General features: G+C 69.8%; 22 protein-coding genes. 18 read left to right on the forward strand and 4 right to left on the reverse strand.

What is annotated here, in order from left to right; genetic code table 11:
* Positions 1 to 2: 2 nt before the first annotated feature.
* A complete protein-coding gene (locus WFI52_RS06220; protein ID WP_336626140.1) occupies positions 3 to 695 on the reverse strand; it encodes a DedA family protein in 693 nt (230 codons plus the stop codon).
* 49 nt (positions 696 to 744) lie between these two features.
* Here WFI52_RS06220 and WFI52_RS06225 point away from each other — a divergent pair, with 49 nt between their 5' ends.
* From WFI52_RS06225 to holA, 5 genes are all read left to right on the forward strand, one after another.
* Entirely contained in the window at positions 745 to 2,049 is a 1,305-nt protein-coding gene (locus WFI52_RS06225) for an anthranilate synthase component I family protein (protein WP_336626141.1), read from the forward strand.
* 77 nt (positions 2,050 to 2,126) lie between these two features.
* Positions 2,127 to 4,712: a leucine--tRNA ligase gene (gene leuS, locus WFI52_RS06230; protein ID WP_336626142.1), complete on the forward strand. Its 2,586-nt coding sequence runs from the start codon at positions 2,127 to 2,129 to the stop codon at positions 4,710 to 4,712.
* A gap of 99 nt (positions 4,713 to 4,811) precedes the next feature.
* Positions 4,812 to 5,408, forward strand: a complete 597-nt coding sequence (locus WFI52_RS06235) for a ComEA family DNA-binding protein (protein ID WP_336626143.1) — start codon at positions 4,812 to 4,814, stop codon at positions 5,406 to 5,408.
* Positions 5,405 to 7,789, forward strand: a complete 2,385-nt coding sequence (locus WFI52_RS06240; RefSeq protein WP_336626144.1) for a ComEC/Rec2 family competence protein — start codon at positions 5,405 to 5,407, stop codon at positions 7,787 to 7,789. The genes WFI52_RS06235 and WFI52_RS06240 overlap by 4 nt, the downstream gene beginning before the upstream one ends.
* 9 nt (positions 7,790 to 7,798) lie before the next feature.
* Positions 7,799 to 8,833 (forward strand): DNA polymerase III subunit delta, encoded by a 1,035-nt coding sequence (gene holA, locus WFI52_RS06245; RefSeq protein WP_336626145.1) that lies wholly within the window; start codon positions 7,799 to 7,801, stop codon positions 8,831 to 8,833.
* Between the two features lie 65 nt (positions 8,834 to 8,898).
* Here the strand turns inward: holA and WFI52_RS06250 are convergent, their stop codons facing one another.
* The gene (locus tag WFI52_RS06250; protein ID WP_336626146.1) at positions 8,899 to 9,378 is read right to left on the reverse strand and encodes a dinucleotide-utilizing enzyme; all 480 of its coding nucleotides are present in this window, start codon (positions 9,376 to 9,378) and stop codon (positions 8,899 to 8,901) included.
* Positions 9,379 to 9,462: 84 nt separating this feature from the next.
* The gene (locus tag WFI52_RS06255) at positions 9,463 to 10,431 is read right to left on the reverse strand and encodes a COX15/CtaA family protein (protein WP_336626147.1); all 969 of its coding nucleotides are present in this window, start codon (positions 10,429 to 10,431) and stop codon (positions 9,463 to 9,465) included.
* Between the two features lie 255 nt (positions 10,432 to 10,686).
* On the opposite strand from WFI52_RS06255, the gene sufB reads away from it, so the two are divergent.
* From sufB to WFI52_RS06315, 12 genes are read left to right on the forward strand one after another with little or no spacing between them, the layout of a single operon-like run.
* The gene (gene sufB, locus WFI52_RS06260; RefSeq protein WP_336626148.1) at positions 10,687 to 12,105 is read left to right on the forward strand and encodes a Fe-S cluster assembly protein SufB; all 1,419 of its coding nucleotides are present in this window, start codon (positions 10,687 to 10,689) and stop codon (positions 12,103 to 12,105) included.
* Positions 12,105 to 13,367 (forward strand): Fe-S cluster assembly protein SufD, encoded by a 1,263-nt coding sequence (gene sufD / locus WFI52_RS06265; protein WP_336626149.1) that lies wholly within the window; start codon positions 12,105 to 12,107, stop codon positions 13,365 to 13,367. The genes sufB and sufD overlap by 1 nt, the downstream gene beginning before the upstream one ends.
* A complete protein-coding gene (locus tag WFI52_RS06270; RefSeq protein WP_336626150.1) occupies positions 13,364 to 13,693 on the forward strand; it encodes a non-heme iron oxygenase ferredoxin subunit in 330 nt (109 codons plus the stop codon). Before sufD ends, WFI52_RS06270 begins: the two co-directional genes overlap by 4 nt.
* Positions 13,694 to 13,706: 13 nt before the next feature.
* Positions 13,707 to 14,477 carry a Fe-S cluster assembly ATPase SufC gene (sufC, locus tag WFI52_RS06275; RefSeq protein WP_336626151.1) on the forward strand — a complete coding sequence of 257 codons (771 nt, stop codon included), beginning with the start codon at positions 13,707 to 13,709 and terminating at the stop codon, positions 14,475 to 14,477.
* A gap of 9 nt (positions 14,478 to 14,486) precedes the next feature.
* A complete protein-coding gene (locus WFI52_RS06280; protein WP_336626152.1) occupies positions 14,487 to 14,816 on the forward strand; it encodes a metal-sulfur cluster assembly factor in 330 nt (109 codons plus the stop codon).
* A 56-nt stretch (positions 14,817 to 14,872) separates the two neighbouring features.
* Positions 14,873 to 16,045: a MalY/PatB family protein gene (locus WFI52_RS06285; protein WP_336626153.1), complete on the forward strand. Its 1,173-nt coding sequence runs from the start codon at positions 14,873 to 14,875 to the stop codon at positions 16,043 to 16,045.
* A complete protein-coding gene (locus WFI52_RS06290) occupies positions 16,042 to 17,412 on the forward strand; it encodes an MFS transporter (RefSeq protein ID WP_336626154.1) in 1,371 nt (456 codons plus the stop codon). Before WFI52_RS06285 ends, WFI52_RS06290 begins: the two co-directional genes overlap by 4 nt.
* Positions 17,413 to 17,451: 39 nt before the next feature.
* On the forward strand, positions 17,452 to 18,387 hold the full coding sequence (locus WFI52_RS06295; RefSeq protein WP_336626155.1) for a siderophore-interacting protein: 936 nt from the start codon (positions 17,452 to 17,454) through the stop codon (positions 18,385 to 18,387).
* Positions 18,384 to 19,421 carry a FecCD family ABC transporter permease gene (locus tag WFI52_RS06300; RefSeq protein WP_336626156.1) on the forward strand — a complete coding sequence of 346 codons (1,038 nt, stop codon included), beginning with the start codon at positions 18,384 to 18,386 and terminating at the stop codon, positions 19,419 to 19,421. Before WFI52_RS06295 ends, WFI52_RS06300 begins: the two co-directional genes overlap by 4 nt.
* Positions 19,418 to 20,434: a FecCD family ABC transporter permease gene (locus WFI52_RS06305; RefSeq protein ID WP_336626157.1), complete on the forward strand. Its 1,017-nt coding sequence runs from the start codon at positions 19,418 to 19,420 to the stop codon at positions 20,432 to 20,434. The genes WFI52_RS06300 and WFI52_RS06305 overlap by 4 nt, the downstream gene beginning before the upstream one ends.
* Entirely contained in the window at positions 20,431 to 21,300 is an 870-nt protein-coding gene (locus WFI52_RS06310) for an ABC transporter ATP-binding protein (protein ID WP_336626158.1), read from the forward strand. Before WFI52_RS06305 ends, WFI52_RS06310 begins: the two co-directional genes overlap by 4 nt.
* Positions 21,297 to 22,352: an ABC transporter substrate-binding protein gene (locus WFI52_RS06315; protein WP_336626159.1), complete on the forward strand. Its 1,056-nt coding sequence runs from the start codon at positions 21,297 to 21,299 to the stop codon at positions 22,350 to 22,352. The genes WFI52_RS06310 and WFI52_RS06315 overlap by 4 nt, the downstream gene beginning before the upstream one ends.
* A gap of 72 nt (positions 22,353 to 22,424) precedes the next feature.
* Here WFI52_RS06315 and WFI52_RS06320 read toward each other — a convergent pair whose 3' ends face one another.
* Positions 22,425 to 23,057: a biotin transporter BioY gene (locus tag WFI52_RS06320; RefSeq protein WP_336626160.1), complete on the reverse strand. Its 633-nt coding sequence runs from the start codon at positions 23,055 to 23,057 to the stop codon at positions 22,425 to 22,427.
* A gap of 235 nt (positions 23,058 to 23,292) precedes the next feature.
* On the opposite strand from WFI52_RS06320, the gene abc-f reads away from it, so the two are divergent.
* On the forward strand, positions 23,293 to 24,891 hold the full coding sequence (abc-f, locus tag WFI52_RS06325) for a ribosomal protection-like ABC-F family protein (protein ID WP_336626161.1): 1,599 nt from the start codon (positions 23,293 to 23,295) through the stop codon (positions 24,889 to 24,891).

The raw sequence follows: 24,891 nt of genomic DNA on the forward strand, positions 1-24,891 counted from the left end.
CTTCAGTCTCCCATGCCGGTCGGGGACGATGAGCCGGAGTCGGGTTCCTCGCTCGTCTCGTGCCGCATGTGTCGGGCCTCGCCGCGCACGATGATGCGTTTGGCGACATACGCGAGCCCCAGGAAGACGACGATGATCGCGACGAACAGGTACCCCGCGTAATGGAGTCGGTCGGCGAGCTCGCGATACGTGCCCGCCGCCGCGGCACCCGCCCCGACGTACGCGATGGCCCAGATGGTGCAGGCCGGAGCTGTCCAGGCGAGGAAGCGCCGATACGCGAAGCCGCTCATCCCGACCGTGAGCGGGACGAGCGAGTGCAGCACGGGGAGGAACCGGGAGAGGAAGATGGCAGGCCCACCACGTCGGCGCAGGTAGAGCTCGGAGCGGGCCCAATTGTGCTCGCCGATGCGCACACCCAGTCGGGAGAAGCGGATGCGCGGCCCGAGCCAGCGCCCGAGCCAGAAGCCGATGCTCTCGCCGATGAGCGCACCGACGATCACGACGACGACGAGGACGGCGCCCTCGGCGAACGATCCGACGGCGGTCGAGGCGACGATGACGACGGTGTCGCCGGGGACCACGAGACCGACGAGCACACTTGTCTCGAGCACGATCGCGACGCCCGCCAAGATCGTCCGCACCACCGGGTCGACGCTCTGCACGGCATCCAGGAGCCATGTCAGCAACTCGTTCACGGCTCCAGCCTACGGGGGAGCCCTGGGCGCGAACCTCTACTCTGTGGGGGTGACCGAATGCCGCGTGGACGACCGAGGCGCGGTGCGCGTGCCGTGGGTCGATCCTGCCGCGCTGTTCGTGCGTGGACCGGCGCGCGAGCCCCATGGCTTCTGGCTCGACGCCGGACCCGACGCCCGCGAGGGATGGAGCCATCTGGGTGTCGGCACGCCCGCGCCGCCTCCGCTTGCGGCCGTGATCGGCGCAGGCGACGACCATCTTCCCGGGCGCTTCGGCGGGGGATGGGTGGGCTGGTTCGGGTACGACGGCGCCGCCGCACGAGCGGGAGCGCCCGCCCTCGTCGACGCGGACGTCCCCGACACCGCCGGTCTCGACGTCGCGTGGTTCGTCTCCTTCGACCATGCCCGGCAGGAGGCGTGGCTCTTCGCGCCGGGAACGGCGCGGGAGGATGCGGCCACGCACCTGGACCGCTGGCTGACGTCCGATCCCATCGTGCCGACCCTGACTCGGCCCCGCGCGGCGACCGCGCGCGTGACGGCTGCACGATACGCCGACCTGATCGAGCGCTGCCGCGATGCGATCCGGGCCGGCGACGCGTACCAGCTGTGCCTCACGACGCGCTTCACCGTGGCGAGCGACGATCCGATCGACCCGGCCGCGACCTATCTGCGACTGCGCGAGACACTTCCCGCGCACCACGGCGGGATCGTCCGGGTCGGCCCGCACGCACTTCTCAGTGGAAGCCCGGAATGGTTCCTCGAGGTCCGCGGCGCCACCGTCAGGACGCACCCGATCAAAGGCACGCGTCCGCGCTCGGCGGATGCCGAGGCCGACATCCGCGCGGCGGCCGAGCTCGCGGCATCCGTCAAGGAACGCGCGGAGAACGTCATGATCGTGGACCTCATGCGCAACGACCTGCAGCGTGTATGCCACGCGGGTTCGGTCGCTGCGGAGCGTCTGCTGGAGGTCGAGTCGTACTCCGCTGTGCACCAGCTCGTCAGCACGGTCGCGGGGCGATTGCGGGAGGGGACGACGCTCGCCGACCTCTTGGATGCCGCATTCCCGGCCGGGAGCATGACAGGGGCGCCCAAGCTGTCGGCGATGTCGATCCTGCACACCCTCGAGGCGCAGCCGCGCGGTATCTATGCGGGCTGCTTCGGATGGATCGGCGACGACGGGAGCCTCGACCTCGCGATGACGATCCGCTCCATCGTCGTGCACCCGGGCGGAGCGTACGTCGGGGCGGGCGGGGGCATCACGTGGCTGTCGAACGCCGCGGAAGAAGTCGCGGAGGTCGGGCTCAAAGCGCGCGGCCCGCTCGCCGCACTCGGGGCGGCGACCCCGGTCGGTTGGTGAGGCCGTTCCGGTAATCTGGAAAGACGTGTTCGCGCGTCTGCACGCGTCGCCCCGCCCGAGATTGGTCCTCCTCCTCCATGAGCACTCCTACTGACACTGCGCCCGCCTCCGACAGCGGCGCATTCGACACGCACGCGATCCAGGAGAAGTGGCAGCGGCTCTGGGCCGAGCAGGACCCCTTCCGCGCCGGCGGCGACGAGGATACGCGCCCCCGCAAGTACATCCTCGGGATGTTCCCCTACCCCTCCGGCGATCTGCACATGGGCCACGCCGAGAACTACGCCTACGTCGACGTCGTTGCGCGCTTCTGGCGGCACCGCGGCTACAACGTACTGAACCCCATCGGCTGGGACAGCTTCGGGCTGCCCGCCGAGAACGCCGCCATCAAGGGTGGTGCAGGCTCCGACCCGCGCGAGTGGACGTACGCCAACATCGATCAGCACAAGAAGAGCTTCCGTGAGTTCGGCTCGTCGTACGACTGGAGCCGGGTTCTCCACACCTCCGACCCCGAGTACTACCGCTGGAACCAGTGGCTGTTCCAGAAGCTGTACGAGCGGGGGCTCGCCTACCGCAAGGACGGCGTCGTCAACTGGGACCCGGTGGATCAGACCGTCCTCGCGAACGAGCAGGTCCTGCCCGACGGCACCTCCGAGCGCAGCGGAGCCGTCGTCGTCAAGAAGAAGCTCACGCAGTGGTACTTCAAGATCACCGACTACGCCGACCGCCTCCTCGACGACCTCAACCAGCTCGAGGGCTTCTGGCCGCACAAAGTGCTCCAGATGCAGCGCAATTGGATCGGACGCTCCGTCGGCGCCGACATCGACTTCGAGATCGAGGGTCGGGATGCCAAGGTCACCGTCTTCTCGACGCGACCCGACACCCTGCACGGCGCGACCTTCATGGTGGTCGCGCCCGACTCCGACCTGGCCGCAGAACTCGTCTCGGGATCGTCCGACGAGGTGCGGGCGCGGTTCCAGGAGTATCTGGCGACCGTGCAGAAGACGAGCGAGATCGAACGACAGACGATGGACCGGCCGAAGACGGGTGTCTTCCTCGACCGCTTCGCGATCAACCCGATCAATGGGGAACGGCTGCCGATCTGGGCGGCGGACTACGTGCTCGCCGACTACGGTCACGGCGCCGTCATGGCGGTACCCGCTCACGACCAGCGCGACCTCGACTTCGCGCGCGCCTTCGACCTGCCCGTCCGCGTCGTCGTCGACACGACCGCGCCGGTCACCGGCGCGATCCCTGTGATCGAACTCGACGACGACGGAGTTCCGGTCGATCCAGGCCCCGCACTCGGCGACCTCGATCCCGCCACGACGGGTATCGCACTGACGGGTGACGGACGCCTGACGAACTCGGGTTCGCTGAACGGCATGAGCAAGCGCAACGCGATCGCACGCGTGATCGAGGAACTCGAGGCGGCCGGTACTGGGCGCGCGGCGAAGACCTTCCGGCTGCGCGACTGGTTGATCTCGCGCCAGCGCTTCTGGGGCACCCCCATCCCGATGATCCACACCGAAGACGGCCGCATCGTGCCGGTGCCGGAGGATCAGCTCCCGGTCGTCCTGCCGGACGCGAAGGGGCTCGACCTCAAACCGAAGGGAACATCGCCGCTCGGCGGCGCAGCCGAGTGGATCCACACCGTCGACCCGGAGACCGGCGAGCCCGCCCTCCGCGACGCCGACACGATGGACACGTTCGTGGACAGCTCGTGGTACTTCCTGCGCTTCCTCTCCCCGAACGACGCCGCCGAGCCGTTCTCCGAGCGCGAAGCGCTGCGCTGGGCACCGGTCGACTCGTACATCGGTGGTGTCGAGCACGCGATCCTGCATCTGCTCTACGCACGCTTCATCACGAAGTTCCTCTTCGACATCGGGATGATCGACTTCACAGAGCCCTTCTCCTCGCTCATCAACCAGGGGATGGTTCTGCTCGGCGGGGGCAAGATGTCCAAGAGCAAGGGAAACCTCGTCGAGTTCGCCGCCAGCATGGTCGACCCGGGGGCCGATGCGAGTCGTGTCGCGATCGTCTTCGCAGGACCCGTGGAAGACGACATCAACTGGGAGGACGTGTCCACCACCGGCGCGCAGAAGTTCCTGGCGCGCGCCCTCCGCATCGCGAACGAGGTCTCGAGCCCCACCGACGTGGTGTGGGCGGAGGGCGATCAGGCGCTCCGCCGCGTGACCCACCGCCTCTGGGCCGACGCTCCCGGGCTCATCGAGCAGACGAAGTTCAACGTCGTCATCGCGCGCCTCATGGAGCTTGTGAACGCGACGCGCAAGACGATCGACGGTCCGGCGGGTCCCGCTGACCCCGCCGTCCGCGAGGCTGCCGAGGCGCTCGCGCTGATTCTCGACCTGTTCGCGCCCCACACGGCGGAGGAGATGTGGTCGCTGCTCGGCTACGCGCCGTTCGTCGGCCTCGCGACCTGGCGTCAGCCCGACCCGACCCTTCTCGTCGAGGAGTCGGTGACGGCGGTCGTGCAGATCGACGGCAAGGTGCGCAGCACGCTCACTGTCCCCGCACGCATCTCTTCCGAGGAACTCGAGACCCTCGCCCGCACGGATGAGAAGGTCGTGCGCGCGCTGGCAGGGCGCGAGATCACCCGCGCCGTCGTCCGTGCGCCGAAGGTCGTGAGCTTCACAACCGCGTGAGACCTCATCGCCTCCTCCACAGGAGGCGATGCCGCTGAGTTCTCCACCGATCGGGGGTCACGGCGGCCGTGACGGTCGGAGCACTGCCACAGTGACCGAGTGACCGGCGCGACGCTCGAGAGACCCGCGAGGCGCAGCCTGGGCGTCGGTGCGGCGATCGTGCTCGTGCTGGCGGCCGCGGCGACATCGGTCGTGGTGGGGATCGTCCGCACCTCCGCCACGTCGGACGCGGTGGGGGAGCAGGTTGCCGTGTCCGCCGCGGCACCCGCGCCCGCGAGCGTTTACGTGCACGTGTTCGGTGCCGTCGTCCGTCCCGGTCTCTACCGGCTCGACGACGGTGCCCGTGTCGTCGACGTCATCGCCTCGGCGGGCGGACTCGCGCCGGACGCCGACGAGAGCGCTGTCAACCTCGCACGGCGCGTCTCGGACGGCGAGCAGCTGCGCGTTCCCGTCGTCGGCGAGGCGCGTGCCACCGGTGAAGCAGCACCGGGCGTCGCGAGCGACGGGCGCGTCAACCTCAACACAGCGGATGTCTCGGCTCTCGACACGCTGCCTCGTGTCGGCCCGGCGATCGCCGAGCGGATCATTCAGTGGCGCGAAGACAACGGGCCGTTCACGAGCGTCGACGATCTTCTCTCCGTGCCGGGCATCGGCGACAAGATGCTGGCATCGCTGCGCGATCTGGTGACGGTGTGACGAGCACGGTCGCGCGCGAGCCGACGCCACCGCCACCGCCGCCGTCGCACTCGCTCCGACGACTGCGGCGGCGCGACGCGCGAATGGTGCCCGTCGCGGCATCCGCGTGGCTTGCTGCGGCGCTCACGACACTCTTCCCGGAGTCCGCGCGCGCGACCGCTCTCGCGTGTTGGGGTGGGGCGTTGGTTCTTCTCGTCGTCGCCGGGCGACGACGGTGGCAACGCGCGCGTACGTGGTGTGCGCTCGGGGCCGTGATCCTCGCGGCGGCCGCGGCCGTCGGTACGCATGTCGCACTGGCGCAGCCGGCGCGCGATGAGGTCGCGCGCGCCGAGGTGGAGGGCGGTCGTGTCCTCACCGCCCAGGTGCGGGCCGTCGGCAAGATCGAACCCAGCTCCGACGGATGGCGTTTCGACGGCATGCTCGACCGCCTCCAGCGCGGGGACGACGTGGACGGTGCGGTGGCCATCCCCGGCGTCCCCGTCCTCGTGCGGACGAAGGAGCGACCGGCCGGGCTCGACCTCGGCGCCCTCGTCACGATCACCGGCACCGCGTGGCGCACCGACCCGGGCGAGCGCGCCGTCCTCGTCATCGACGCGAACGGCGCGCCCCGCGTGGACGCGCAGGCGGCCGGGCCCCTCGCGGTCGCCGCGGCGCTCCGCCTTGGGCTCGCTGACGTGAGTTCCGGACTGCCCCCGCCGGGGGCCGGACTCATCGCCGGACTCGCCGTCGGCGACACCAGCGGCGTGAGCCGCGAGCTGGATGCCGCGATGAAGGCGTCCTCGCTGTCCCACCTCACCGCGGTTTCCGGCGCGAACTGCGCGCTGATCGTGGCGGGAGCATTCGGGCTCGCCGCACTGTGCCGCGCCCGCCGAGGCGTGCGCGTCGGCGCAGGTCTCGTCGCGCTCGGCTCGTTCGTCGTCCTCGTCTCGCCGGAACCGAGCGTCGTGCGCGCCGCGGCGATGGCGGCGATCGCGATGCTCGGCATCGTGCTCGGTCGCCCCGGCGGGGGACTCTCGCTTCTCGCGACCGCGATCGCCGTCCTCCTCGTCAGCGACCCGTGGCTCGGGCTGTCGCTCGGATTCGCGCTGTCGTCGGCGGCGACCGGCGCGCTCCTGGTCGGGGCCGGCCCCCTCGCCGACGGCCTGTCGCGGTGGATGCCGCAGCCGCTCGCTCTCGCGATCTCGGTACCGCTCGCAGCTCAGATCGCCTGCGGTCCTCTCATCGTCCTGATCGCCCCTCAACTCTCCGTGTACGGCGTCGTCGCGAACATGCTCGCCGCTCCCGCGGCGCCGCTGGGGACGATCCTGGGACTCGCCGCGTGCCTGTGCGCCGGCATCCCGCTGCTCGGGAGCGGTCTCGCGGCACTTGCGTGGCTGCCGGCCACGTGGATCGCGGCGACGGCGACGACATTCGCGAGCCTCCCGGGGAGCGTCCTGCCCTGGCCGGAGGGATGGGGCGGCCTCGTCGCGCTGAGCGTCCTCGGCGTCGCCGTCTGCGGGCTGGTCCTTCCGGCACGGCCCGCAGCGCGAGTCGCCGCGGCATGGACGATCTCCGCCGCGATCGGCGTCGGACTCGCGCTCGGTCCTGTCGCCGACGTCGTCGACCGCGCGGCATTGCCCACACAGTGGTCGATCGCGGCCTGCGATGTCGGACAAGGCGACGCGGTGCTGGTGCGATCCCAGGGCGCCACGGCCCTCGTCGACACGGGTCCCGACCCGGAGCCTCTTGCCCGCTGTCTCGATGTGCTGGGGATCGCGCGGCTCGATCTGCTCGTTCTGACCCACTTCGATCACGACCACAGCGGCGGAGTCGCCGCAGTGGTCGGGCGGGTCGACCGTGTCCTCCACGGGCCCGTCGCCGAGGCGGACGACGAACGTACCCTGCGCTCCCTCCAGGACGATGGCGCCGCGCTGACCTCCGCGACCCGGGGGATGACGGGAGTACTCGGAGAAGCGCGGTGGCGAATACTCTGGCCCCGCCCCGACACGCCTGGCGGCAACGACGGCAGCGTGACCGTCGAGTTCAGCGGGGGAACGGTGCCGTCGTCGCTCTTCCTCGGTGACCTCTCCGCTGCGGGGCAGCGGGCCATGGCAACTGGTGCCGCGCTCCTCACCGCGTACGACGTCGTGAAGGTCGCGCACCACGGCAGCGCAGATCAGGACCCGGCCCTGTACGCGCGAATCGGCGCGGCCATCGCGCTCGTCAGCGTCGGCCCGAACACTTATGGTCACCCGCGCGCCGAGACGCTCGCCATGCTCGCCACCGTCGGAACTTTCGCCTTGCGAACCGATCAGAGCGGACTTCTCGCCGTCTGGAAGGACGATACGGGACTGCGCGCCTGGCGTCAGCGCGCCCCGGCTGCTGTCGCACCCGATGGGTAGGCTGATGCCATGAGCCCCGCGCCGCGTCGAGCACCCACCCGCGCAGCGTCGGCGATCCCGCAGATCTCGTGGCGCCAGCCGCAGCCCGCACCCATCGTGCTCGTCTCCGGGCCCGAGGAAGTGTGCGCCGAGCGCGCGATCGCAGGCATCCGCGATTTCCTCCGCGCAGAGGACGCAAGCCTCGAAGTCTCCGACCTCCGCGCCGACGATTACGCGTCCGGGAGCCTGCTCGCTCTCACCTCACCGTCCCTTTTCGGCGAACCGCGACTCGTGCGGGTTTCGGGCGTCGAGAAGTGTTCCGACTCGTTCCTCACCGAGGCTCTCGCCTACCTCGACGCACCGCAGGACGGCGCCACCGTCGTCCTGCGGCACACGGGGTCGAGCGTGCGAGGCAAGAAGCTGCTCGACGCCATCAGGGCCGGACAGGGGAGCGGTATCGAGATCGCTTGCCCCGCGGTCAAGCGGGATTCCGATCGCTTCGACTTCGCCGCGGGCGAGTTCCAGTCGGCGCACCGGAAGATCGCACCCCTCGCGCTGCGTGGTCTCGTCGGCGCGTTCGCCGACGATCTCACCGAACTCGCCGCGGCGTGTCAGCAGCTCATCGCCGACGTTCCCGGCGACATCACAGAACAGATCGTCGAGCGTTACTACGGCGGGCGGGTCGAGACCTCGGCGTTCACCGTCGCCGACACGGCGATCGCGGGGCGGTACGGCGATGCGCTCGTCGCGCTGCGTCACGCTCTCGCGAGCGGAGCCGACCCGGTTCCGCTGGTCGCCGCGATCGCCTCCAAGCTGCGCACGATGGCTCGTGTCGCCGGCAGCCGTGAGCCCGCGCGCGCCCTGGCGGCGCGGCTCGGCATGAAGGATTGGCAGGTCGACCGCGCCCGCCGTGATCTCACCGGCTGGAACGAGACATCGCTCGGCATGGCGATCCAGGCGGCGGCGCGCGCAGATGCCGAGGTCAAGGGCGCGTCGCGCGACCCCGTCTTCGCCGTGGAGCGACTTGTCACCGTCATCGCCACGCGCGCGCCCTTCGGCGCCTGAACCGGCGCCGGACGAAGAACAACCCCGGTCCGCGCGGCGGCACCGGGGTCGTTCTTCGCGCGCGGTCAGGCGCGGGGCGTCTCCGCGTCGGTCGGGGACGTCGCGTCGGGCTCCTCGGCTGCGAACGCAACCTCGGGGTCTGAGGCAGCGGTCGCCGGAGCGGCGGCCGTCACCGGAGCGGCGGCGGTGCGGGCCTCGGCGCGGGATGCGGGAACGGTCTCCACGACCTCGTCCTCCCACGCGGGGGCGGAGATGACCTCGACGGCTTCGACCTCGATCGCACGCGGCGCCACGACGGCGCGCAGCGCCGCGAGGGTCAACGCGAGGGCGAGGCCGACCAGGCCGGCTCCCACGAGGATGCCGCCGATCACGGCCCACGTCTGGCCGGCGTAGACCTCGACACCGGTGGCGCTCCCGTCGGTCAAGGTGGAGGCCATCACCGCGAGCTTCGTGATGAGCAAGTAGGCGCCGCCGGCGATCGCGACGACGGATCCCGCCACGAGCACCCAGAACGGGATGCTGCGGCTGAGGCGGGTGGTGGGCATGCGGGACTCCTTCATGTCGTGCCGCGTCATCCGATGCGGCTCTTCGACTATCTGCGAACCGCCCGAGTGCGAGCGATGCACCACCTATGATCCCGCTGTGGAGCCGTCTGCGAAAGTCAGGACGCCCAGCGGCGCCTTCAGGTGCAGGACGAGAGAGGTCATCGCCGCGACGAGCGAGACTGCGAGGACCATGTGGATATTGACGAGCGCGATCGGCAGTCCCGTGCGCGCCTGCCACAGCCCGACGACGATCTGCAGGCCCTCCACGGCGAGCAGCAAGCCGCTCCACAGCGGCAGACGCAGCACGCTCGGCATCCGGAAGGACCCCGCGAAGACGACGAGCGTGAGCGCGAGCAGGATATAGGCCGGCCAACTGTGCACGTGCTGCCAGAGGATCGGGTCGAGCCCGTTGCGCGCGGCGGCGTCGTCGCCCGCGTGCGGGCCGGATCCGGTGAGCAGGATGCCGATGACGACGGTGATCAGAACGAACACGCTCGTCACGTGGACAAGAGCCGCGTACCGTCCGGGCACCGCGAGCCGGCGGGGCCCCGGCGCCGCGTAGACCCGCACGACATACGCCGCGGCGACGGCGACGAGCGCCGCGGAAATCAGGAAGTGGAGGCCGACGATCGCGGGATGCAGGTGCAGCCAGACCGTGATGCCGCCGATGACGGCCTGCAGGATGATGCCGATCCCGACGGCGAGCGTCAGCTTGGGCAGCTCGGGCCGCGCGTTCCACAGTCGAACGACAGAGAGGAATGCCAGCAGCGCCACGATCACGAGGACTCCGGTCAGCGTACGATTGCCGAACTCGATGAGGCCGTGAACGCCGAGTTCCGGTGTGGGCACGAGCGAATCCGACGTGCAATAGGGCCACGTCTCGCAGCCCATGCCCGAGCCCGTGAGGCGCACGAGTCCACCGGTTCCGACGATCACGATGTTGGTGACGAGCACCAGCCAGGCGAGCACGCGTGTATAGCGGGTGATGCGATCGGGGAGCAGAGCCTGGACGGCGGACGGGCGGGATGCCGCCGTGGCGGGCGCGTGGGACATGGGTCGCCTCCAGGGATGCGCCTCGGGTGGGCGCGGCCGCGCCCGATCGGGGGCGTTGCCTATAGACTTGATCTGTGGGAACGGCGACGCGTCACGATGGTGACTGCGCCGGAAGCCCACCCACAGTCTAGGCGCGCAGGACGCGCCGCAACGCACGACGCAACGGCCCTGACAGCGGCATCCGACCCTCGCACACTCCCGGGGGAGCCGGAATGCCGGGACGGATGACACCGTCGGGAACGAAGGAGGAAAGCGATGTCGGATGTGCTCATCGACCGACCGGAGCTCGACGGACTCGGCGTCTACGAGTTCGGATGGCATGACCCGGATGCCGCGGGGGCGAGCGCGAAGCGCGGCCTCAGCGACGCCGTCGTCAAGGACATCTCCGCGCTCAAGTCCGAGCCGGAATGGATGCTGAAGACGCGGCTGAAGGGGCTGCAGCTGTTCGACCGCAAGCCGATGCCGACGTGGGGCGCGGACCTCAGCGAGATCGACTTCGACAACATCAAGTACTTCGTGCGCTCGACCGAGAAGCAGGCGCAGTCCTGGGAGGACCTCCCGGAGGATATCCGCAACACGTACGAGAAGCTCGGCATCCCCGAGGCGGAGCGCGCGCGCCTCGTCGCCGGTGTCGCTGCGCAGTACGAGTCCGAAGTGGTCTACCACCAGATCAACGAAGAGCTCGAGCGCCAGGGCGTCATCTTCATGGACACCGACACGGCCCTCCGTGAGCACCCGGAGTTCTTCGAGGAGTACTTCGGGACGGTGATCCCCGCGGGCGACAACAAATTCGCGGCGCTGAACACCGCCGTCTGGTCGGGCGGCTCGTTCGTCTACGTGCCCCCCGGCGTCCACGTCGAGATCCCGCTGCAGGCCTACTTCCGCATCAACACGGAGAACATGGGCCAGTTCGAGCGAACGCTCATCATCGCCGACGAGGGCAGCTACGTGCACTACATCGAGGGCTGCACGGCACCGATCTACAAGTCCGACTCCCTGCACTCCGCTGTCGTCGAGATCATCGTCAAGAAGAACGCCCGCGTGCGCTACACGACGATTCAGAACTGGTCGAACAACGTGTACAACCTCGTCACGAAGCGGGCCGTCGCCCACGAAGGCGCGACGATGGAGTGGATCGACGGCAACATCGGCTCGAAGGTGACGATGAAGTACCCGTCGATCTACCTCATGGGCGAGCACGCCAAGGGTGAGACGCTGTCGGTCGCGTTCGCCGGTCCTGGTCAGCACCAGGACGCCGGCGCGAAGATGATCCACATGGCGCCCTACACGCAGTCGTCGATCGTCTCGAAGTCGATCGCGCGCGGCGGGGGCCGCGCCGGCTACCGCGGTGAAGTCCGCGTCGACGAGAAGGCGCATCACTCGGCGAACACCGTCCGCTGCGACGCGCTGCTGGTCGACACGAAGTCGCGCTCGGACACGTATCCGGCGATCGACATCCGCGTCGACGACGTGCAGCTCGGCCACGAGGCGACCGTGTCGAAGGTCAGCGAAGAGCAGCTCTTCTACCTCATGAGCCGCGGCATGCCCGAGGACGAGGCGATGGCGATGATCGTGCGCGGCTTCATCGAGCCGATCGCTCGCGAGCTGCCGATGGAGTACGCGCTCGAACTCAACAAGCTCATCGAGATGGGCATGGAAGGATCCGTCGGCTGATGACGACAGCGACTCAGACCCCCGCCGCTTCCGGACAGGAGCACGTGGAGGGTCACCTCGACCCTGCCGCGCGCCTGGTGAACGGCCGCCAGCCCGGCATCCCCGAATCCGACACGTTCGTGCCCGTGCAGACACGCTCCGAGCGACCGACATCGTTCGATCCCGCCGATTTCGGCACGCCGGTCGGTACAGAGGTCAACTGGAAGCACACTCCGCTCAAGCCGCTCGCGGCTCTTCTGCGCGACGAGCCGGCGGCGCACGACGTCATCGGCGTCGAGGTCAGCGCGCCGGCTGCCGTCGAGCAGCGCAGCCTCGCGATCGGTGAGGCTCCGCGCGGGGAGGTCTTCCGCCCCGAAGACCTGCCGAGTGCGATCGCCTGGCACCAGGAGGAGCTCGCGCCGCTGATCCGCATCCCGCAGGACGTCGAGCTCGACGAGCCCGTCGTCGTCCGTCTCACCGGCCGCGGCGGTGTCGCGCACGCACACGTCGTCATCGAGGCGCAGCAGCACTCGCGTGCGACCGTCATCCTCCGTCACGAGGGCACCGCCCAGCAGGCGCAGAACGTCGAGGTCATCGTCCGTGACGGCGCCGCGCTGACGCTCGTCTCCCTGCAGCGCTGGGACGACGACGCCGTCCATCTCGCCGCCCACCAAGCCCGCGTGGACCGCGACGCCTCACTCACCCACGTCGTCGTGAGCCTCGGCGGTGGCATCGTTCGGGTCAACCCCTCCGTCGAACTCGCGGGAGCGGGCGCCGACGGCAAGCTCTACGGCCTCGCCTTCTCGGACGCCGGCCAGCACCTCGAAAGCCAGGTGTACCTGCACCACAAGGGTCCGCACACGACCGGCGACGTGCTCTACAAGGCCGCCTTGCAGGGCGCCGGTGCACGCACGGTATGGATCGGCGACGTACTCATCGGACCGGATGCCACGGGCACCGACTCCTACGAGGCGAACCGCAACCTCGTCCTCACGGAGGGCGCGCGCGCGGACTCCATCCCGAATCTCGAGATCGAGACCGGAGACATCCTCGGCGCCGGACACGCGAGCGCCACCGGACGCTTCGACGACGAGCAGCTGTTCTACCTGCAGGCCCGCGGCATCGCCGAAGACGAGGCGCGTCGCCTCGTCGTGCTCGGCTTCCTCGCGGAGATCGTGCAGAAGATCGGCATCGACGAGATCCAGGACGAGCTCATCGAGGCCATCGAGGCCGAGCTCGCGCTCTCGACATCAGCCGCGGCATCCACCGAGGCGTCTGCATGAGCGCGCAGAAGGTGCTGAACCTCAGCGATCTCGAGCAGGACACCGCGGTGCGCGTCGAGGTCGACGGTGTTCCGATGGCGGTCGTGCTCGACGGGAACGGCGAGGTCCACGCGATCGGCGACACCTGCACGCACGGCGACATCTCGCTCTCGGACGGCTTCGTCGAAGGCGACACGCTCGAGTGCTGGGCGCATGGTTCGGCGTTCTCGCTGCGCACCGGCCGCCCCCTCAACCTGCCGGCGTACGAGCCGGTGCCCGTGTACGAAGTGACGATCGATGGGGACGACATCCTCATCGACCCCGCCGTCACCAAAGATGTGAACTGAAGAAGGAACTGACATGGCTGTTCTCGAGATCCGCGACCTGCACGTGACGGTTGAGACCGACGAGGGGACCACCCCCATCCTCAACGGTGTCGACCTCACGGTCCGCACGGGCGAGACCCACGCGATCATGGGCCCCAACGGCTCGGGCAAGTCCACCTTGGCGTACACGATCGCCGGTCACCCGAAGTACACGGTGACACAGGGCACGATCACTCTCGACGGCGAGGACGTCCTCGCGATGTCGGTCGACGAGCGCGCCCGCGCGGGCCTTTTCCTCGCGATGCAGTACCCGGTAGAGATCCCGGGTGTGACGGTCACGAACTTCCTCCGCACCGCGAAGACCGCGATCGAAGGCGAAGCCCCCGCGATCCGCGCGTGGACGAAGGACGTCAAGGAGGCCATGAAGAACCTCCGCATGGACCCGAAGTTCGCCGCCCGCAACGTCAACGAAGGCTTCTCGGGCGGCGAGAAGAAGCGTCACGAGATCCTGCAGCTCGAGCTTCTCAAGCCCGCCATCGCGGTGCTCGACGAAACCGACTCGGGCCTCGACGTCGACGCGTTGAAGATCGTGTCCGAGGGTGTCAACCGCGCGAAGGAGTCGACCGACCTCGGCGTGCTGCTGATCACCCACTACACACGCATCCTCCGCTACATCAAGCCCGACTTCGTGCACGTGCTCGTCAAGGGGCGCGTCGCGGAAGAGGGCGGCCCGGAGCTGGCCGAGCGCCTTGAGAACGAAGGTTACGACCGCTATCTCGAGCCGTCCGACGTGGTCGAAGCCTAGGATCGACGCATGACCGCGACTCTCAGTCCCGAGAAGTACGACGACGTCACCGAGGCTCTCAAGGACGTCATGGATCCCGAACTCGGGATCAACGTCGTCGACCTCGGTCTCATCTACGACCTCTCGTGGGACGAGGAGAACGATGCCCTCGTCATCCACATGACCCTGACGTCCGCCGGATGCCCGCTCACCGATGTCCTCGAGGAGCAGACCGCTCAGGCTCTCGACGACGTCGTGGAGCGCTTCCGCATCAACTGGGTCTGGATGCCGCCGTGGGGCCCCGAGCGCATCACCGACGACGGCCGCGACATGATGCGGGCTCTCGGTTTCGCCATCTGACGTCGGCCCGCCGTCCGGCGGGAAGAGGGGCGCACAGCGCCGGTAGGCTCGGTGTGGTGAGCATCACCCCATTGGAAGCACTGCCCCTGGAGACCCTGCGCCGCCGTTCGAGTACGAAGTGGCGGACGTATCCCGAGGACGTGCTGCCGATGTTCGTTGCGGAGACGGACTTCGCGCTTGCGCCCGCGATCACAGCGGTGCTCGCGGAGGCTGTCGCGAGCGGCGACACGGGCTACACGCCGCCCGATCCCGGTATCCGCACCGCGTTCGCGGGGTTCGCAGCGCGTCGATTCGGCTGGGTAGTCGACCCGGCACGCGTGCGAACGACGGCCGACGTCATGATGGGGGTCGTCGAGATCCTGCGCGCGACCACCGAGCCCGGCGACGGGGTCGTCATCATGCCGCCGGTGTACCCGCCGTTCGCCATCTGCACGGCGGAGGCGGGCTGCGTCACCGTCCCCGTTCCGCTGCGCGATACGGGATCGGCATGGGAGATGGATCTCGTCGGCATCGAGGCGGCGCTGGAGGCCGGCGCGAGGGCTGTGCTCCTGTGCAATCCGCACAACCCGACCGGCACGGCGCATTCCGCCGACGCCCTCGCCGCTCTCGCCGAGGTCGCCGAGCGTCACGGCGCCGTCGTCATCAGCGACGAGATCCACGCTCCGCTCGTCGCGGAGGGCGTGAACTACACCCCCTTCCTCACGGCCGGCGCGTCTGCGGCTCGCGTCGGTTTCACCGTGACGAGCGCATCGAAGGCGTACAACCTCGCCGGGCTGAAGTGCGCCCTCATGGTCACCGCGGACGACGCGACGACGGGCGTCGTCCGAGGGCTCAACCCGGAGGTCGAGTGGCGCACGGGTCTGTTCGGTGCTCTCGCCGGCGTCGCGGCGTTCGACGAGGCATCGGATGCCTGGCTGGACGCCCTGCGCGCGGCCCTCGCGCACAATCGCGCGCTGCTGACGCGTCTGCTCGCCGAGAAGCTCCCGCGCGCGGTGTATCGGGAGCCGGACGCAGGCTACCTGGCTTGGATCGACGTATCGGCGTACGGCTGGGGCGACGACCCTGCGACGCTGCTGCGGCACAGGGCGAAGGTGGCCCTGCACCACGGACCGGAGTTCGGCGCGCCCGGCGCCGGGTACGTGCGGCTGAACTTCGGATGTTCGCCGGAGCTGCTGACCGAGGCCGTCGAGCGCATCGCCGCGTTCGCGGACTCCGAGTGGCGGGCGTGAACGACGACGCGCCGGCAGTCACGATCTGGAACCCGCGCTACGTCTGGGTGACGCTGGGCGCGGTTGCGATGATCTTCCTCGCCGCAACTCAGGCGCTGGCGGTGACGACCGTGATGCCGCTCGTGAGCGCCGACCTCGGCGGCGCGGAGCTCTATGCCGTCGCCTTCGCCGGCACGCTCGCCACGAGCGTGATCGGCATGGTTGCTGTCGGGGCGTGGTGCGACCGCAAGGATCCCGTGCTGCCGCTCACGACAGCGGTCGCGCTGTTCATCGCGGGGCTGCTCGTGGCCGGTTTCGCGCCTTCCATGCCCGTCCTCGTGCTCGGACGTCTGCTGCAGGGCCTCGGCACGGGTGGGCAGACCGTCGCGCTGTACGTCGTCGTGGCGCGCGTGTTCCCCGCGGCCCTCCACGGGCGCGTCTTCGCCGCGTTCTCCGCGGCGTGGGTCATCCCGTCGATCGTCGGGCCCTTCCTCGCGGGGTTCGTCGCGGAACAGGCCCACTGGCGCTGGGTGTTCCTCGGTGTGGCCGTCCTCACCCTCATCGCCTTCACCGTGGTCTATCTCCGTCTCCACGCGCTGCCGCTCGGTACCGCGGAACCCTCACGCGAGCCGGTTGCCCGGCGACTGGCTCTCGCGTGCGTCGTCGCGGCCGGCGCACTCGGGCTGAGCCTCGCGGGGGAGACGGGCGCCGCCGCGCCCGCGGTCATCGCCGCGGCGCTCGTCCTCATCGTCGTGGCGATCCGTCCGCTGTTGCCTGCGGGCACCCTGATCGCTCGACGCGGACTTCCGAGCGTCGTCCTCATGCGCGCTCTCATCGCGGGCGCGCTGTTCGGCGCCGAGATCTACGTGCCGTACCTCCTCATCGACGACTACGGGTTCTCCGCTACGACGGCCGGGCTCGGCCTCACGAGCGCGGCTCTCCTGTGGGCGGTGGGAGCGGACGTTCAGGGACGCGTCGGCGACCGCCTCGGCAACGCGCGCATCACCCTCGTCGGAGCGTCGCTGCTCATCGCGGCGACGCTCGCCGCAGCAGCCACCGCCGCGTGGCACCTGCCGCCCTGGGTGCTCATCGCGGGCTGGGCGCTCGCGGGAGCGGGAATGGGGCTCATGTACCCGCGTCTGACGGTTCTGACGCTGGCGTACTCGACGCCGCAGAACCAGGGCTTCAACTCCTCGGCGCTGTCGATTTCGGATTCGGTGGGCGCCTCGGCATCCATCGCCGTCATGGGACTCACGTTCGTGGCGCTCAGCGCATCGAATGCCGCATTCCCCGCCGTCTTCCTCATCGCCACGGCACTCGCCGTCATCGCGGTGCTGCCGGGACTGCGGATGGGGCACGTCGCCGAAAGTGAGGGCCTGCGACGGTGACGGTTTGGGTCTGACGTGAGGTAAGGCTACCCTAATGGCATGCCCCATCTCGACACCGCCGTTCGGCCTGCCTACCGCCCGTACGCGGTCAGCGTCGGCGCTGTGCGCAGGCTCAGCCCGCACTTCATCCGGGTGACGTTCGTCGGCGATGACCTCGTCCATTTCGGCACGGCGGGGCTTGATCAGCGGATCAAGGTCGTCCTGCCGCTGGCGCACCTCGTGGGCGGATACGCCGACTTCGGTCAGGACGAGGAGGCAGGAGACTGGTACGAGCGCTGGCGTGGACTGCCGGAGAGTGAGCGCAGCCCGTTCCGCACGTACACCGTGCGCCGCATCGATCCCGTGGCACGCGAGCTCGACGTCGACTTCGTGACGCATCGCGACCCCGGCCCGGCAGGGGCATGGGCCGAGGCCGCGACCGTCGGTGACCGCGTCATCGTCGTCGGGCCCGATGAGCGCAGCGCGCAGTCTCGCATCGGCCTCGACTGGCATCCGGGCACCGCGCGCCGACTGCTGCTCGTCGGTGACGAGACGGCCGTGCCCGCGATCAGCGGCATCCTCGCGTCCCTCGACGCGCGCTCCGACGCCGACGTCTTCGTCGAGGTTCCGACGGCGCTCGACGCCGTGGAGATCGCGGCTCCCGCGGGCGCACGGGTGCGCTGGCTCGCGCGGGGCGACGCCGATCACGGGGCGCAGCTGATCTCCGCCGTGGCGGCCTGGACAACCGAGAACCGCGCGGTGCTCGAGCGAGCCGCGGCTCCGCGCGAGCAGCATCTCGAAGACGTGGATGTCGACCGCGACCTGCTGTGGGACAGCCCTGCCGCCGGTGAGGGGGAGTTCTACGCGTGGATCGCGGGGGAGGCCGCGACGATCAAGACGCTCCGCCGCCACCTCGTCAGCGACTGCGGCGTCGATCGGCGCCGTGTCGCCTTCATGGGCTACTGGCGGCTCGGACAGGCTGAGCGAGCGGAGTGAGCGCGCACCGGACGACCCCGCGCGCGAGCACGCGCACGCATCGGGGCACGACGCTCGTCGCGGCGTCCGCCGCAGTCGTGCTCCTCGCCGCCGTCGTCCTCTCTCTCACCATCGGAGCGCGTGACATCGCGCTCGCAGATGTCTGGCGCGCGCTCATCGCGCCGGATGCCACGAACCCCGACCACGTCGTCGTCCTCACCCAGCGCGTTCCGCGCACCGTGATCGGCCTGTGCGCGGGCGCGGCGCTCGCCCTCGCCGGCACCGTCATGCAGGGACTCACGCGCAATCCTTTCGCCGACCCGGGGCTGTTGGGCGTCAACGCGGGTGCCTCGGTCGCTGTGCTCGTCGCGATCACGCTGTTCGGCCTCGTCACCCCGACGGGCTTCATCTGGTTCGCCTTCGTCGGCGCCGCGGCAGCGGCGGTCCTGGTCGCCCTCATCGGCGGCCGCGGGCCGAACGGCGCGGATCCCGCAAAACTCGCGCTCACGGGTGCCGCGGTGACCGCGGGACTCATGGCGGCGACGTTCCTCATCCTCACAACCGACATCCACGCCCTCGACGTCTACCGATACTGGTCCGTCGGCGGCCTCACCGCGCGGGGCCTCGACGCTGTCGCGCTCGTGCTGCCGGCCCTCGCTGTCGGCGCGATTCTCGCCCTCGCCTCGGCGCGGGGCCTTGATCTCATCGCGCTGGGCGCGGCGACGGCGACGGGGCTCGGGCATGACGTCGCCCGCAGCCGCGCACTGGGGATCACCGCAGCCATCCTGCTCTGCGGCGGCGCGACGGCGATCGCAGGGCCCATCGTGTTCCTCGGGCTCCTCGTCCCGCACGTTCTCCGCCCGCTGGTCGGGGGCAGTTACGGGCGGCTCTTCTGGATCGGGATGCCGCTGGGCGCCGCGCTGCTCCTCCTCGCCGACGTGCTGGGCCGCGTCGTCGCCCTCCCCGGCGAGGTGCAGGCCGGCATCGTCGTCGCGTTCCTCGGTGCGCCGTTGCTCGTCGCGCTCGTGCTGCAGCCGAGGCGGGTGGCGCTGTGAGCATCTCCCTGAACATCCGCGCCGGAGCCGCCCGGCGCCGCATGCGCGTCGTCACCATCACCCTCGTTCTCGCCGTCGTTGCGGCCGGCGTCGCACTGTCGATCGGCGACTATGCGCTCTCGCCCGACCGGCTGTGGCAGACGCTCACCGGCTCGGGAACCCGCATCGAGCAGTACGTCGTCTTCCAGGTGCGGGCGCCGCGCACCGCCATGGCGCTCGTGACCGGTGCAGCGCTCGGCATCGCCGGCGCGCTGCTGCAGTCGTACCTCGGCAACCCCCTCGCGAGCCCCGATCTCCTCGGTATCTCCGGCGGGAGCGGGTTCGCCGCGGTCTTCACGATCCTCGCCCTGGGCACGACGGGGCCCGTCCTCGCCCTGAGCGCATTCGTCGGGGGCGCTGTCGTGGCCATCATCCTCATGATCGCGGGTCGCGCGCTCCGCGACGGGGGATTCCGGCTCATCCTCGCCGGTATCGGAATCTCCTTCCTCACGGCATCCGCCATCGACTTCCTCATGGTGCGCGCGAAGGTCGAAGAGGCGCGGACCGCCCTCCTCTGGCTCACGGGCAGCCTCTCCTCCACGCCGTGGTGGCAGGTGCTCACTGTGCTCGCGGTGCTGATCGCGAGCATCCCCGCACTCGTCGCCGCAACGCGCTGGCTCCCGATCACCCAGCTCGGTCCCGAGACGGCAAGCGGTCTGGGCGTGCGCTCCGAGCGTGTGCGCTGGGTCATCGTCGGCGTCGCCGTGCTGCTCACCGCCGCGACATGCGCCTTCGTCGGTCCGATCGGGTTCATCGCGCTCTGCGCCCCGGCGATCGCTCGCCCCCTCCTCGGGCACGGCGCCGTCGGCGTGGCGACGAGCGGTGCGCTGGGCGCCGTCCTGCTGCTCGTCGCGGATCTCCTCGCCCAGTTCGCCATCCCGGGGCTGTCGATGCCCGTCGGTGTCGTGACGGGCGCGGTCGGTGCGGTCTTCCTCCTCTGGCTCCTGGCGACCTCGAAAGGACGACAGCTGTGACCTCGGCATCCTCCTCGTACGCGGCACCCTCTCCCGCTCCGCGCCTCACGGCCCGCGATCTCGCCGCCGGCTATCCGGGCCGCCGCGTGATCGACGGGCTCGACCTCGACCTCGCGCCCGGGAAGGTGACGATGATCATCGGCGCGAACGCGTCGGGAAAGTCGACGCTCCTCGGAACATTCGCCCGGCTGCGGGCGCCGCTCAGCGGACGCGTCGAACTCGACGGCGAGGATGTCGTCGGCATCCCACGGCGCCGCTTCGCGCAGACGGTCGGTCTGCTGCCGCAGCACCCCAGTGCCCCCGACGGCGTCAGCGTCGCGGAACTCGTCGGTCGGGGGCGTCACCCGCATCGGGGTCTCTTCCAGCGATGGAGCGTCGACGACGCGGCGCACGTGGACGAGGCCATGGCCTTGACGGGCATCACCGACATCGCCGACCGTCCCGTCGGCGACCTCTCCGGCGGCCAGCGTCAGCGCGTATGGATCGCCATGGCCCTCGCGCAAGACCCCCGCATCCTCCTTCTCGACGAACCGACGACGTTTCTCGACCTCACCCACCAGATCGAAGTGCTGGACCTGCTGCGCGCGCTGAACCGCAGCCGCGGCACGACTGTCGTCGCCGTGCTCCACGACCTCAACCTGGCCGCGCGGTACGCGGATCAGCTCGTCGTCATGTGCGACGGTGCGGTCGTCGCCCACGGGACACCTGCCGAGGTCCTCACCGAGCAGGTCGTCGCCGATGCCTTCGGCCTGCACGCTCTCGTCATGCCCGACCCCCTGACCGGCACGCCGCTGGTCGTCCCCATCCCGACCGACGCGGACCCCGTGTCGGCTGCCCGTGCCCCCATCGAAAGGAACGATTCATGACATCACTGCGCGAGGCCCTCGGAAAGGCGCGCGGCCGCGCGACCGGCGTCGCCGCCCTCGGTGCGGCAGCTGTCCTCATCCTCACCGCATGCTCGGGTGGTGCGGGCGCTGGGAGCTCCGGCGCTCCCGCGGGATCGGCCGACGGAGCCTTTCCGGTGACGATCACGTCTGCCCTCGGCGACACGACCATCGAGAGCAAGCCGGAGCGCATCGCCACGTGGGGCTGGGGTGCGACGGACGCGGTTCTCGCTCTCGGCATCCAGCCGGTCGCCATCCCCGCCGACGACTACTCCGGCGGCGACGACAAGATGCCCGACTGGATCGCTGAGGCCGTCGACAGGGTCGGGGGAGAGGCGCCCACGATCCTCGACTCGAGTGCCGAGGAGATCCCGCTCGAGGCCCTCCTGAAGACGAATCCCGACGTTCTGCTCGCACCCTACTCGGGACTGACGCAGAAGGAGTTCGATGCGGTGTCTGCTGCCGGCATCCCCGTCGTCGCGTACCCCGATGCTCCCTGGACGACGCCGTGGCGCGATGTCATCACGATCACCGGAAAGGCTCTCGGTCTGCCGACCGAGGCCGACGCGCTCTTGCAGAGTCTGGACGCTCGCGTCGCCGACGCCGCGGCAGCGCACCCCGAGTTCGCGGGCACGACGATCGCGTACGTGGACGACGACGTCGACACGTTCTACCTGTACCTCCCGGCCGACGCGCGCGTCGAGATCCTCGAGGACCTCGGCTTCGTCACGCCCCCGAGCGTCACGTCGCTCGACACCGGCGAGGGCACGTTCTACACGACCGTCAGCTACGAGAACCTCGACAAGATCGACGCGCAGGTCGTCCTCACGCAGGCCGAGGACCAGGCGACGCTCGACGAGTTCCTGACCTCCGACCGCGGCAAGCTGATCCCCGCGGTGGCGAAGAGCGCCGTCGCGGCGATGGTGGGGGCGCAGAACGCTTCGGCCGTCTCGCCGACGGCGCTGACGCTGCCCTGGATCCTGCCGACGCTCACCGACAAGCTCGCCGCGGCCGTCGCGACGGCGAAGGGCTGAACTTCTCGCACGCACGCCAGACGGCCCCCGCCCGGATCATCCGGGCGGGGGCCGTCTTCGCAGAACTGGAGGTCAGGCGTTCTTGCGCGTGTCCACGGCGCGGACGGCGGCCCACGCGGCGGGGATCGCGACGGCGGCGATCGCGGCCTTCACGAGTCCGCCGACGACGAAGGGCCACAGGCCGAACTGCAGAATCTCGCCGACGCCGAACGAGCCAGCGCCGACGACGTTGAGAATGAAAGCCATGTACGGGATGCCGAAGACGAATGGGATCGCGCTGGCGAGGATGAATCCGGCGAAGGCGAGGAGGGGCTTGCGGTCCCATGCGCGCTCCGCGAACCAGCCCGCCACGGACGCGGCGACGACGAACCCAATGATGTAGCCGAAGCTCGGTTTGGCGACGGCGAGGAACCCGCCGGTGAAGCCGGCGAAGACGGGAAGGCCGGCCAGACCCGCGAAGAGATAGGTGGCGAGCGCGGCGGCGCCACGGCGCGCGCCGAGCGCGGCACCCACCACGACGACAGCAAGAGTCTGCCCCGTGACCGGAACCGGCCACAGCGGCACTTCGACCTGGGCGAGAGCGGCGACGACCGCCGCACCGGCGACGACGAGGCCGGCGTCGAGCGCGACGGCGCGAGCACGGTCGGAGGGGCGGGCGATGAGATCGGCCAGCACGGGGCGGCGGGCGGGAACGGCGAGGGACATGGGGGCTCCTTGGGGAGGGGACTCTGCGTCGGCTTCGGCACACGCGGCCGGGTTGCGATTCAGCCTAGGGGCGCAGCCGCCGCAACTTTTGGACGCCGTGCACTGAAGTTGCCGCACGGTCTTGTGGACTCACCTGCACGGCACGGCCGGCGACTGTGGGCTCGTCGACCCCGGTAGACTGAGAGGCTGGCCCGCTTCGCGGCCACACCCTCCCGCCGAAGAATGGACGTCTGCTGTGCTCGCCGTGCACGACCTCGAAATCCGCGTGGGCGCGCGCACCCTCATGTCGGAGGTGTCGTTCCGCGTCTCCGACGGCGACAAGATCGGTCTCGTCGGGCGCAACGGCGCGGGCAAGACGACGCTGACCAAGGTCCTGGCGGGCGACCTCATTCCCGCCGACGGCAAGGTGGAGCGCTCCGGGGAACTCGGCTACCTCCCGCAGGACCCCCGGTCGGGTGACCCCGAAATGCTCGCCCGCACCCGGATCCTCGACGCCCGCGGGCTCGGCACTCTCGCGCTGCAGATGCACGAGGCGTCACTGCAGATGGGGGATGCCGATGAGAAGGTCGCCGCGAAGGCGATGCGCCGCTACGGCAACCTCACGGAGCGATTCGAGGCGCTCGGCGGCTACGCGGCGGAGGCGGAGGCGGCATCCATCGCCCACAACCTGTCGCTTCCCGACCGCATCCTCGACCAGCCGCTGAAGACGCTCTCGGGCGGTCAGCGCCGACGCATCGAGCTCGCGCGGATCCTCTTCTCCGACGCGCAGACGATGATCCTCGACGAGCCGACGAACCACCTCGACGCGGACAGCGTCGTGTGGCTGCGCGAGTTCCTGAAGAACTACAAGGGCGGGCTGATCGTGATCAGCCACGATGTGGAACTCGTCGGCGAGACCGTCAATCGCGTCTTCTACCTCGACGCGATGCGACAGGTCATCGACACCTACAACATGAACTGGAAGAACTACCTGCGCCAGCGGGTGGCCGATGAGGAGCGTCGCAAGAAGGAGCGCGCCAACATCGAGAAGAAGGCCACCGCACTGCAGCTGCAAGCCGCGCGGTTCGGGGCCAAGGCATCCAAGGCTGCCGCCGCACACCAGATGGTGGCGCGCGCCGAGAAGATGCTTTCGGGCCTCGAGGAGGTGCGTCAGGAGGACCGCGTCGCGAAGCTCCGCTTCCCCAAGCCGGCGCCCTGCGGCAAGACGCCGCTCATGGCGAAGAATCTCTCCAAGTCGTACGGATCGCTGGAGATCTTCACCGACGTCGACCTCGCGATCGATCGCGGCTCGAAGGTCGTCGTGCTCGGTCTCAACGGCGCCGGCAAGACGACACTCCTGCGCATTCTCGCCGGCGTCGACAAGCCCGACACCGGAGAGCTCGAGCCGGGCCACGGTCTGAAGATCGGCTACTACGCGCAGGAGCACGAAAACCTCGACGTCAACCGATCGGTGCTGGAGAACATGATGTCGGCGGCTCCCGACATCAACGCGACCGAAGCGCGCAAGGTGCTGGGCTCGTTCCTGTTCACGGGCGACGACGTGCTGAAGCCCGCAGGAGTCCTCTCCGGCGGGGAGAAGACGCGACTCTCGCTCGCGACGCTCGTCGTCTCGAGCGCCAACATGCTGCTCCTCGATGAGCCGACGAACAACCTCGACCCGGCATCGCGCGAAGAGATCCTGGGCGCACTCGCGCACTACGAGGGTGCGGTGGTTCTCGTCTCGCACGACTCGGGTGCCGTGCAGGCGTTGAACCCCGAGCGCGTGCTCATTCTGCCCGACGGTGTCGAGGACATCTGGGGCCGCGACTACGTCGATCTCATCGAACTGGCGTGA

This window comes from Microbacterium sp. MMO-20 (genome assembly GCF_037147735.1).
Classification (GTDB): Bacteria; Actinomycetota; Actinomycetes; order Actinomycetales; family Microbacteriaceae; genus Microbacterium.